8 protein-coding genes and 2 pseudogenes are annotated in these 9,265 nt (G+C 69.6%); 5 read left to right on the top strand and 5 right to left on the bottom strand.

Features of this window, described 5'->3' with window-relative positions:
- Together A5730_RS07605 and aroA are read right to left on the bottom strand one after the other, a co-directional pair.
- Positions 1 to 301, bottom strand: a pseudogene (locus A5730_RS07605) (ribosome small subunit-dependent GTPase A); the annotation flags it as partial.
- The gene (gene aroA, locus A5730_RS07600) at positions 298 to 1,581 is read right to left on the bottom strand and encodes a 3-phosphoshikimate 1-carboxyvinyltransferase (protein WP_197506201.1); all 1,284 of its coding nucleotides are present in this window, start codon (positions 1,579 to 1,581) and stop codon (positions 298 to 300) included. The gene aroA and the pseudogene A5730_RS07605, both read right to left, overlap by 4 nt.
- 44 nt (positions 1,582 to 1,625) lie before the next feature.
- Here aroA and A5730_RS07595 point away from each other — a divergent pair, with 44 nt between their 5' ends.
- Positions 1,626 to 2,387, top strand: coding sequence for an SOS response-associated peptidase (locus A5730_RS07595; protein WP_067897751.1), 762 nt, complete (start codon positions 1,626 to 1,628; stop codon positions 2,385 to 2,387).
- Positions 2,388 to 2,393: 6 nt separating this feature from the next.
- On the opposite strand, the gene A5730_RS07590 is transcribed toward A5730_RS07595, so the two are convergent.
- Entirely contained in the window at positions 2,394 to 2,636 is a 243-nt protein-coding gene (locus tag A5730_RS07590) for a hypothetical protein (RefSeq protein ID WP_067897748.1), read from the bottom strand.
- A gap of 130 nt (positions 2,637 to 2,766) precedes the next feature.
- Here A5730_RS07590 and A5730_RS07585 point away from each other — a divergent pair, with 130 nt between their 5' ends.
- A complete protein-coding gene (locus A5730_RS07585) occupies positions 2,767 to 3,339 on the top strand; it encodes an HdeD family acid-resistance protein (protein WP_067897746.1) in 573 nt (190 codons plus the stop codon).
- Between the two features lie 11 nt (positions 3,340 to 3,350).
- On the opposite strand, the gene A5730_RS07580 is transcribed toward A5730_RS07585, so the two are convergent.
- A complete protein-coding gene (locus A5730_RS07580; protein WP_082946740.1) occupies positions 3,351 to 4,577 on the bottom strand; it encodes a CdaR family transcriptional regulator in 1,227 nt (408 codons plus the stop codon).
- A gap of 142 nt (positions 4,578 to 4,719) precedes the next feature.
- On the opposite strand from A5730_RS07580, the gene A5730_RS07575 reads away from it, so the two are divergent.
- The 3 genes and pseudogenes from A5730_RS07575 (at position 4,720) to A5730_RS07565 (ending at position 8,779) form a co-directional block, all read left to right on the top strand.
- Positions 4,720 to 6,231 carry a long-chain fatty acid--CoA ligase gene (locus A5730_RS07575; RefSeq protein ID WP_067897743.1) on the top strand — a complete coding sequence of 504 codons (1,512 nt, stop codon included), beginning with the start codon at positions 4,720 to 4,722 and terminating at the stop codon, positions 6,229 to 6,231.
- A gap of 2 nt (positions 6,232 to 6,233) precedes the next feature.
- Positions 6,234 to 7,924: pseudogene (locus A5730_RS07570) on the top strand (PHA/PHB synthase family protein).
- Positions 7,925 to 8,779 (top strand): alpha/beta fold hydrolase, encoded by an 855-nt coding sequence (locus A5730_RS07565; RefSeq protein ID WP_067897739.1) that lies wholly within the window; start codon positions 7,925 to 7,927, stop codon positions 8,777 to 8,779. It abuts the pseudogene before it with no gap.
- Here A5730_RS07565 and A5730_RS07560 read toward each other — a convergent pair.
- Positions 8,776 to 9,261 (bottom strand): YbaK/EbsC family protein, encoded by a 486-nt coding sequence (locus tag A5730_RS07560; RefSeq protein ID WP_067897736.1) that lies wholly within the window; start codon positions 9,259 to 9,261, stop codon positions 8,776 to 8,778. The two genes, A5730_RS07565 and A5730_RS07560, sit on opposite strands and share 4 nt — an antisense overlap.
- Between the last annotated feature and the right edge of the window lie 4 nt (positions 9,262 to 9,265).

Genomic DNA, 9,265 nt, shown 5'->3' with positions numbered 1-9,265 from the left:
CCGTTCGCCGCTCCGCGCGCCGGACGATGCGGGCCAGCGTGTCCGGCCGCCCGGACAGATCGCCCACCACGTCGACGTCGTCACCGACGACGATGGGCGTGCGGCCCAGTTCCCGGGCCCGCATCGCGGTCACCCGCCGTTCGGGGTCGCCGCCCAGCACGCATCCCCAGCGGCCCCGGTCGACGCTGACCACCATCGCGGCCTCGGCGTCGGCGTGCTCCGGGCGAGTCTTGGTGCGCGGTCGCGAGCCCCTGCCGGAGCGGACCTTGACGTCGGACTCGTCGTAATCGCCGGGCCTCAAATATCGGACCCCAGCATCTGCGCCCACAGCCGCGGAAACTCCGGCAGCGTCTTGGAGGTGGAGCCGATGTCGTCGACCACGACCCCCGCCACCCGCAGCCCGACGATCGCGCCCGCCATCGCCATCCGGTGGTCGGCGTAGGCCCGCCAGACGCCGGGGCGCAGCGGTGTCGCGGTGATCACCAGGCCGTCTGGCGTCTCGGCGCAGTCGCCGCCGAGGTTGTTGAGCTCGGTGCGCAGCGCGGCGAGCCGGTCGGTCTCGTGGCCGCGCAGATGACCGATGCCCGAAAGGCGAGAAACGGAACCCGGGGTCGCCAGCGCGGCCAGCGCCGCCACCGACGGGGTCAGCTCGCCGACGTCGCGCAGGTCGACGTCGAAGCCGTCGTAGGTGGCGGACCCTTGCACCTCGAGAAACGAATCTCCTTGATTGACAGCGGCATTCAGCTTGCCCAGCACGGTCAGGATGTGGTCGGCGGGTTGCACGCTGGTTTCCGGCCAGCCGGTGATGCGCACCGTTCCGCCGCTGACCACCGCCGCCGCCAGGAAGGGAACGGCGTTGGTCAGGTCGGGTTCCACCTCCCAGTGGCGGGCCGCGACCGGGCCGGGCCGCACGCGCCAGCGGTTGGGCACCGAGTCGTCGACGTCGACCCCGGCCTGGCGCAGCATCTCCACCGTCATGGCGATGTGCGGGGCCGACGGCAGCGTCGCACCGGTGTGCCGCACGGTCAGGCCCTCGGTGAACGACGGCGCGCACAGCAGCAGTCCCGAGACGAATTGCGAGGACGCCGAGGCGTCGATGTCCACGGTCCCGCCGGCGACCGATCCGCCGCCGTGCACCCGGAAGGGCAGGCCGGCGCCCTGGATCGGCACACCCAGCCCGCGCAGGGCATCGAGCAACGGCGCGATCGGCCGCGCGCGGGCCTGCTCGTCGCCGTCGAACTCGACCACCGCCTCGGCCAGCGCCGCCAGCGGCGGGACGAACCGCAGCACCGTACCGGCCAGGCCGCACTCCACCCGCGCGTGCTGGCCCGGAGCGATTCGGCCACTCACCGCCAGCTCGGACCCGGCCCCGTCGACGCGCAGGCCGAGGGTGCGCAGCGCGCCGATCATCAGGTCGGTGTCCCGGCTGCGCAGCGCCCCGCGGATCGTCGGCTTGCCATGCCCTTGCGCGGCCGCCAGGGCGGCCAGCACCAGCGCGCGGTTGGTCTGCGACTTCGAGCCCGGAACGGTCACGGTCGCGTGCACCGGTTTCGCCGCGCTGGGGGCCGTCCACATGCTCACCGGTCCATCATGGCGTGTCGGGGTCTTCTGCCACCATGGGAGTTATGTGTGGACGGTTCGCGGTCACCACCGATCCGGCGCTGCTGGCCCAGAAGATCAAGGCGATCGACGAGGCCACCGGCGCCTCGGAGAACGCCGGTGCGCCCAACTACAACGTGGCCCCGACGACGACCATCGCGACCGTCGTGACCCGCCACACCGACCCCGACGACGACCCCACCCGCCGGGTGCGGCTGATGCGCTGGGGCCTGCTGCCGCCGTGGATCAAGGCCGGTTCCGACGGCGCACCGGAGACCAAGGGCCCGATGCTGATCAACGCCCGCGCGGATAAGGTCACCACCTCGCCCGCGTTCCGGTCCAGCGCCAAGTCGAAGCGTTGCCTGATCCCGATGGACGGCTACTACGAATGGCGGGTCAACGACCCGGCCGGCGGCAAGAAGTCACGCAAGACGCCGTTCTTCATGTACCGCGAGGACGGCGAGCCGCTGTTCATGGCGGGGTTGTGGTCGGTGTGGAAACCGGCCAAGGAGGGCTCGCCGCTGCTGAGTTGCACGATCATCACCACCGACGCGCCCGGCGAGTTGGCCGAGATCCACGACCGGATGCCGTTGGTGATGCCCGAGCGCGACTGGGACCGCTGGCTGGACCCGGACGCCCCGATCGACGAAGAACTGCTCACCCGGCCGCCCGATGTGCGCGCCATCCGGATGCGCGAGGTCTCCACGCTGGTCAACAACGTGCGCAACAACGGGCCGCAGCTGCTCGAGCCGGCCAACCCGGAGCCCGAACAGGCCCGCCTTCTCTAGACCGCCCTAATTGCTGAGGACCAGCTTCCAGTTGCCGTTGATGTTGCGGTCCGGGACGCACCAGAAGTTGTTCCAGTTGCCCGGCGTCGAGGCCTTCACGCCCGGCCCGGCGTCCTGGCAGGCCGCCCGGGTCGGGTAGTTGCCCTCGGTTTGGATGGTGTCGGCGGTGCTGGTTCCGACGCCGACGGTCAGCAAGCCGGCGAACGCGAGCGCACCGGCCGCGAAAGATCTGCTGATTGATCGCTTCATGCCGTCAACGGTATGCGTAACCGGGCGATCACAAGGGCTTTTTGCGGCGACGGCCTATGCAGGTACGCGATATCGAATTGTGTCCGAAAGTCCCTGTTGCCGTTGCTCTGGGACGGCGGAGCATATTGGCATGACAACCACCGAAAAAGCTGTTTTCGAGGGTCCGCTGCAGCAACTTGCCCGTAGCGCATGGCAGCTGGTTCTCTTCATCGGCATCCTCGCCGTGGCGCTGGGTGTCATCGTGTTGGCCTGGCCCGGCAAGACGCTGTTCGTGGCCGGGGTGCTGTTCGGCATCTACCTCGTGGTCTCCGGAATCGGTTACGTGTTCGCCGCCTTCGGCGCGCACACCGGCGCCGCGATGCGCGTGCTGGCGTTCCTGACCGGCGTCGTGTCGTTGGTGCTGGGCTTCTTCTGCTTCCGGGACAGGTTCGAGGCGGCTTGGCTGCTGGCCCTGTGGATCGGGATCAGCTGGGTGTTCCGGGGGATGAGCCTGCTCGCCGCGGCGCTGTCCTTCGACCACCTGCCCGGCCGCGCATGGCAGGTCATTTCCGGGCTGATCATCATCATCGGCGGCGGGGTGCTCATCATCTATCCGCAGGATTCGATCGCGGTGTTGACCCTGGTCGCGGGGTGCTGGCTGATCGCCATCGGCATCGTCGACGTCGTCAGCGCGCTGCAGATCCGCAGCCGCCTGCGGGCGTGACGGTCCGTCACTCAGTCAGGAAGTTGTCGGTCGATCTCGAAGGCCAGGCATAGTTCCGCGAGCTCCGTGGGCCGCGAGAGCGACCGGCCGGTCAACTCCTCGATCCGGCGCAGCCGGTGCCGAACCGTGTTGGGGTGACAGTAGATTCGGGCCGCGGTGTCGTTCGCGGAGCCGCCCGCCTGCAGCCAGGCGCCGAAGGTCTGCAGCAACACGGCGCGCTCCTCGGCGGGCAGTTCGTCCACCCGCCGCAGCAGCTCCGACTTGATCTTGCCCATCACCTCGGGCGCGCTGACCGCCGCGACCGCGAGCGGGGTGCCGTCGAAGACAGCGACGAGTGAGTTTTCCGATCGCTTCTGGCTCAGGGCGATTCGCGCGAAGCGCAGCGCGCCGGTGGTCTCGGTCAGCTCCTGGAACAAAGGACTGATCCCCACCCGGGCCGTCGCGGTGTGCCCGAGCACCTCGACGAGGGTGCCGAGCGTGCCGGACGGCCCCGGATTGCGAACGTGGACGATTCCGGCTTGCAGGTCGGGCAGCAGCCGCCACGCCGAGCGGATGTCGCGGGCCCACAGCTTGTTCTCGATCGATGGCAGGCCGGCCCTGCCGATCGCGGGCAGCTCCGCGGCCACGACGACGTACGGGCCCCCGGTGGGCAGCCGCAGTAGCTCCGCCGCCTCCCAGAGGCTGTGCGCGCCGGTCATCCGGCCCGACAAGAGCGCTTCGACCAAAGCGGACCGCTCTTCCTCGCGCTGAAACATTTGCGCCGTGAGCTGCTGGCGGTACGCGCCGCTCATCGCGTCGGTGAACGTCTCCTGGGCGAAGAAGACCCGCGCGGTGGCGTCCAGGATCGAATCGGTGGGTATGTGCTCGGCCCGGGCGGTGGCGAGCGTCTGCTCCCACATGAACCGGAAGCCGATCCGGTAGGCGGTCATGACCGCCGGTAGGGGCACACCCGCCATGGCGCGCTCCGCCCCGGTTCGCTCCGCCGGAGCAACGTCGACGTCCGCGTCACCGGCGAGGGCATGGAAGATGAAAGTGACGTTGGCCGAGCAACTTTCGGCGACCTGATCCGTCGTCACCAGGCCGCCGTCGCGATACGCGTCGATCTCGCGGCACAGCACCTCGGCCATCGCCTTGCCCAATTCGGGGGCCCGGGCCAGCATCAGCCTGCCCAGCCTGACCACCTGCGGGTCGACTCCGGCGCCACCTTGCGCGGAGCGGGGTTTCGATGCCAAACCCATACCGGAAAACCCTAGGCCAGCGCCCGGGCGAATGTGGGCGGTAACACCAAACGGGCCCGGTCGTTGTCACCGCGGACATTGTGGCGTCAGGGCCACGGGATCACGCTTTAAACAAGCACTGCAACACTTCCCGGAGCGTCCCATGACCACCTTGAGCGCCAACCTCGTCTCGTCGATGCAACGGCACCCCGAGCGCATCGCGCTGCGCTACGACGACCTGACATTCACCTTCGCCGAATTCCACGCCGCCGCCGCGCGGGTGGCGGCGTTGCTGGAACGGGCCGGGATCCGTCCGGGGGATCGGGTCGGTGTGATGCTGCCCAACACACCGGCCTTCGCGGTCGCGTTCTACGGCATCATGTACCGCGGCGCGATCGCCGTCCCGATGAACCCGCTGCTGAAGGAGCGGGAGATCTCCTACTGCCTGTCAGACAGCGGCGCCGCCGCGCTGTTCGCCACACCGGACTTCGCGGGCGAGGCCACCGCGGCCGCCGCGCACGTCGGGGCGCAGTGCTGGCTGGTCGATGACGCCGGCCTGATGGAGCTGATCGCCGAGGTGCCGGAGCAACAGACCGCGGTGGAGCGCGGCGGCCACGAGGTCGCGGTCATCGTGTACACCTCCGGCACCACCGGAAAACCCAAGGGCGCCATGCTCACCCACGACAACCTTCGGCACAACGCCGACGTCGGCGTAACCACGCTGCTCGAGTTGGGCCCGGATGACGTGGTGATGGGCTGCCTACCCCTCTTCCACGTCTTCGGCCTCACCTGCGGGCTCAACGTGTCGGTGCGCGCCGGCGCGATGCTGACGCTCATTCCGCGCTTCGACCCGGTGAAGGCGGTCGAGGTGATCGAGCGTGATGCCGTCACGGTCTTCGAGGGGGTGCCGACGATGTACTCGGCGCTGCTCGGCGTGGCGGATAGGGCCCCGAACGGCGCGCTGCGAAGCTTGCGCGCCTGCGCCTCGGGCGGGGCGGCGCTGCCCGTCCAGGTCCTCACTGACTTCGAGCGGGCATTCGACTGCGCGGTCTTAGAGGGGTACGGGCTGTCGGAAAGCACTGCGGTGGCGGCCTTCAACCACCCGCAGCGGCCGCGCAAGGCGGGTTCGATCGGCACGCCGGTCGAGGGTGTCGAGATGCGGGTCGTCGACCCGGACGGGAGCGAGGTTCCCGAGGGCGAGGTGGGCGAGATCCAAATCCGCGGCCACAACGTGATGAGGGGCTACTGGAACCTGCCCGAGGCGACCCGGGCCGCGCTCACACCCGACGGCTGGCTCGCGACCGGCGACGTCGGGCGGGTCGACGCGGACGGTTACTTCTACATCGTCGACCGGACCAAGGACTTGATCATTCGCGGCGGCTACAACGTCTATCCGCGCGAGATCGAGGAAGTGCTCTACGAGCATCCGGCGGTGGCCGAAGCCGCCGTCATCGGCATCCCGAACGCATACCTCGGCGAGGAGGTCGGGGCCGCCGTGGGGCTCAAGGAGGGCGCCGAGGCGACCCCGGAGGAACTCCGCGACTACGTCAAAACCCGGGTTGCCGCCTACAAATACCCGCGCCTGGTCTGGCTCGTCGACGAGCTGCCCAAGGGACCGACCGGAAAGGTCCAGAAGCGCGACATCACCGTCCCGGCAACAGAAAGCACGCGATAACCATGGTCCCCCAAACCGCCAAAGCCGAAGAGCTCGCCGCACCCCTGGACCTGCTCCTGACGAGCGCCACCAAGCCGTTCGCGAGCCGGATGCTGCCCGACGACACCTGGACCCGCTTCGCCGTCAGCCTCGCCAGGCAGCCCGGCGCGGTGGCCGGCCGGATCGGTGCGCTCACGCGCGAGCTCGGCGCCGTCGCGGCGGGCAACTCGCACCGGGCGCCGACGCGGGCCGACAAGCGATTCGCCGACCCGGCGTGGGAGCAGAATCCGATGCTGCGCCGGATCATGCAGGCCTACCTCGCCGGCGCCGAGACCGCCGACGGACTGCTCGCCGACGCCCAGTTGGACTGGCGGGACCAGGAGAGGATGCGCTTCGTCGTCGACAACCTGGTCGAGGGTCTGGCCCCCAGCAACAACCCGCTGATCAGCCCGCTGGGGTGGAAGGCGATGATCGACACCGGCGGGCTGAGCGCGGCGCGCGGCCTGAAAGCCTTTGCGCGGGATATGCTTTCGAAGCCCCGGGTGCCCGCGATGGTCGAACCCGACGCCTACGTGGTGGGCGAAACCTTGGCCGTCACCAAGGGGGCGGTGGTGCTGCGGACGTCGATGTTCGAACTGATCCAGTACGCCCCGCAGACCGCGAAGGTGCGTGAGGTGCCGCTGCTCCTGGTGCCGCCGGTGATCAACAAGTACTACATCATGGACATCGCGCCCGGGCGCAGCATGATCGAGTACTTCGTCGCGCAGGGCCAGCAGGTGTTCGTCATCTCCTGGCGCAATCCGCAAAGCGGCACCGGGATTGGGGCTTCGACGCCTACGGCGCGGCGATCATCGAGGCGATGGACGCCGTGCAGAAGATCGCCCACACCGACCGCACCCACCTGCTGGCCACCTGCTCGGGCGGCATTCTGGCCGCGATGACGGCGGCCCACCTGGCCGACATCGGCGAGGGTGACCGGGTGGCGGGCCTTAACCTGTCGGTCACCGTGCTGGACGAGAACCGGGCGGGGCTGGCCGCGGCGGTGATGAGCGACCGCGCCGCCCAGGCGGCGATCCGGGTCTCGAGCCGGAAGGGCTACCTGGACGGACGCGACATGGCGGAGATGTTCGCCTGGCTGCGGCCCACCGACCTGGTGTGGCGGTACTGGGTGAACAACTACGTCCAGGGCCGCAAGCCGGCGGCGTTCGACGTGCTGTTCTGGAACGCCGACACCACCCGGATGACGGCGGCGTTGCACCGTGACATGGTGCTGATGGCCGTGCGCAACGCGCTCGTAACCCCCGGCGCGCTCACGATGCTGAACAGTCCTGTCGACCTGGGCAAGGTCACCGCCGACGCGTATATCGTCGGCGGCGTGGCCGACCACATCTCCCCTTGGCAGGCGACCTATCGCAGCGCCCGGTTGCTCGGCAGCAAGGACAACCGCTACGTGCTGTCCACCAGCGGCCACATCGCGGCGCTGGTCAACCCGCCCGGCAACCCCAAGGCTTCGTACCGGACCGGTCCGGTCGACGCCGAGGATCCGCAAGAATGGCTCGAGTCGTCGCAGAAGTCCAGCGACTCCTGGTGGCCGGACTACCTGCAATGGCTCGCCGAGCGCAGCGGCCCGGAGGTCAACGCCCCGAAAGCCCTTGGCGGCGAAGGGCTCCCGCCGCTCGGCCCCGCTCCCGGCGGCTACGTGATGGAGAAGTGAATGAAGCGTAGCCCACAGCAGAGGCGCCTGCGGGTGGTCCAGTCGAGCACTGTGGGCGAGGAGCGCTACCTCAACGCCGGCGGGCAGCGAATCCGGGTCAACATCCGCCCGGGAACGGGCGTGCCGCTGGTGCTGTGCAACGGCATCGGGGCCAGTCTGGAGGTGCTCGACCCGCTGGTCGAGCAGCTGCCGATGACCGTGGTGAGGTTCGACGTGCCGGGTACCGGGGGGTCGCCGACCTCGCCGCTGCCGTACGGGTTTCCCTACCTGGCCTGGGTCTTGGGCCGGGTGCTGGCCAAACTCGACATGGGCGTTGTCGACATCTTCGGGCTCTCCTGGGGCGGCGCGCTGGCGCAGCAGTTCGCTTTCCAGAATCCGCGCCGCTGCCGGCGCATGGTGCTGGTGGCGACGGGCACCGGCGTTCTCATGGTGCCCGCCAGCCCGTTCGTGTTGGCGAAAATGGCCACCCCGCGCCGGTTCTCGGATCCCAACTACGCCGCGGCGATCGCCGGTGACCTCTACGGCGGCACCGTCCGCGCTCACGGGGAAGACGTGGCCAAGTTGTTCGTGCGGCAGCTGCACGCCGGTTCGAAGATGGGTTACCTGCACCAACTGCTCGCCGGGGCGGTCTGGACGAGCCTGTTCGCGCTGCCCGCGGTGCGGCAGGAGACGCTGATCGTCGCGGGCACCGACGACCCGATCATCCCGGTGGCCAACGCCCACATCCTGCACCGGTTGCTGCCCCATGCGATGTTGCACCTGCATTCGGGCGGTCACATCGACATCGTGCACAACGCGACCGAACTCGCCCCCGTGATCGAGGGCTTCCTGAGCGAGGCGGGCGAGCGGGCCTAGGCGCGGATGTCCGCGGTGACCGCATTCGTCAACCGGATCAGGTCCTGCGGCGAAACGCCGACGTCCCAGCCGCGCCGGCCCGCGCTGCAGTACACCCGATCCCAGGCGAGGGCGCCCGCGTCCAGCACGGTCGGCAGGGTCCTGCGTTGCCCGAACGGCGCCACCGCGCCCACCACGTAGCCGGTGGCCCGCTCGGCGGCGGCGGGCTCGGCCATGCCGGCCTTGGCCACCCCGAGCGCCGCGGCGGCCGCCTTCAGCGAAAGCCGTTGCGGCACGGGCAGTATCGCGACGGCAAGCCCGCCCGGCACCGTGATCACCAGGGTCTTGAAGATCTGCTCGGGCGCGATGCCGCGGTCGGACAGCGCGTGCACCGCCTCTACGCCGAACGAGCGCTCGCGGCGATCATGGTCGAAGGCGACAACCTCGTGCGGCACACCGGCTTTCGCCAGCGCCGCCAGCGCGGGCGTCGCGGCGCGAGGCATCCGG

Origin of the sequence: Mycobacterium sp. ACS4054 (assembly GCF_001667275.1) — a bacterium.
Lineage (GTDB): Bacteria > Actinomycetota > Actinomycetes > Mycobacteriales > Mycobacteriaceae > Mycobacterium.
This window is presented reverse-complemented; position numbering and strand designations above follow the sequence as displayed.

Coding starts and splice junctions, on each gene's coding strand:
- A5730_RS07585 (WP_067897746.1), top strand. CDS start 2,767: ATGACAACCACCGAAAAAGCTGTTTTCGAGGGTCCGCTGCAGCAACTT.
- A5730_RS07590 (WP_067897748.1), bottom strand. CDS start 2,636: ATGAAGCGATCAATCAGCAGATCTTTCGCGGCCGGTGCGCTCGCGTTC.
- A5730_RS07595 (WP_067897751.1), top strand. CDS start 1,626: ATGTGTGGACGGTTCGCGGTCACCACCGATCCGGCGCTGCTGGCCCAG.
- A5730_RS07560 (WP_067897736.1), bottom strand. CDS start 9,261: ATGCCTCGCGCCGCGACGCCCGCGCTGGCGGCGCTGGCGAAAGCCGGT.
- A5730_RS07565 (WP_067897739.1), top strand. CDS start 7,925: ATGAAGCGTAGCCCACAGCAGAGGCGCCTGCGGGTGGTCCAGTCGAGC.
- A5730_RS07580 (WP_082946740.1), bottom strand. CDS start 4,577: ATGGGTTTGGCATCGAAACCCCGCTCCGCGCAAGGTGGCGCCGGAGTC.
- A5730_RS07575 (WP_067897743.1), top strand. CDS start 4,720: ATGACCACCTTGAGCGCCAACCTCGTCTCGTCGATGCAACGGCACCCC.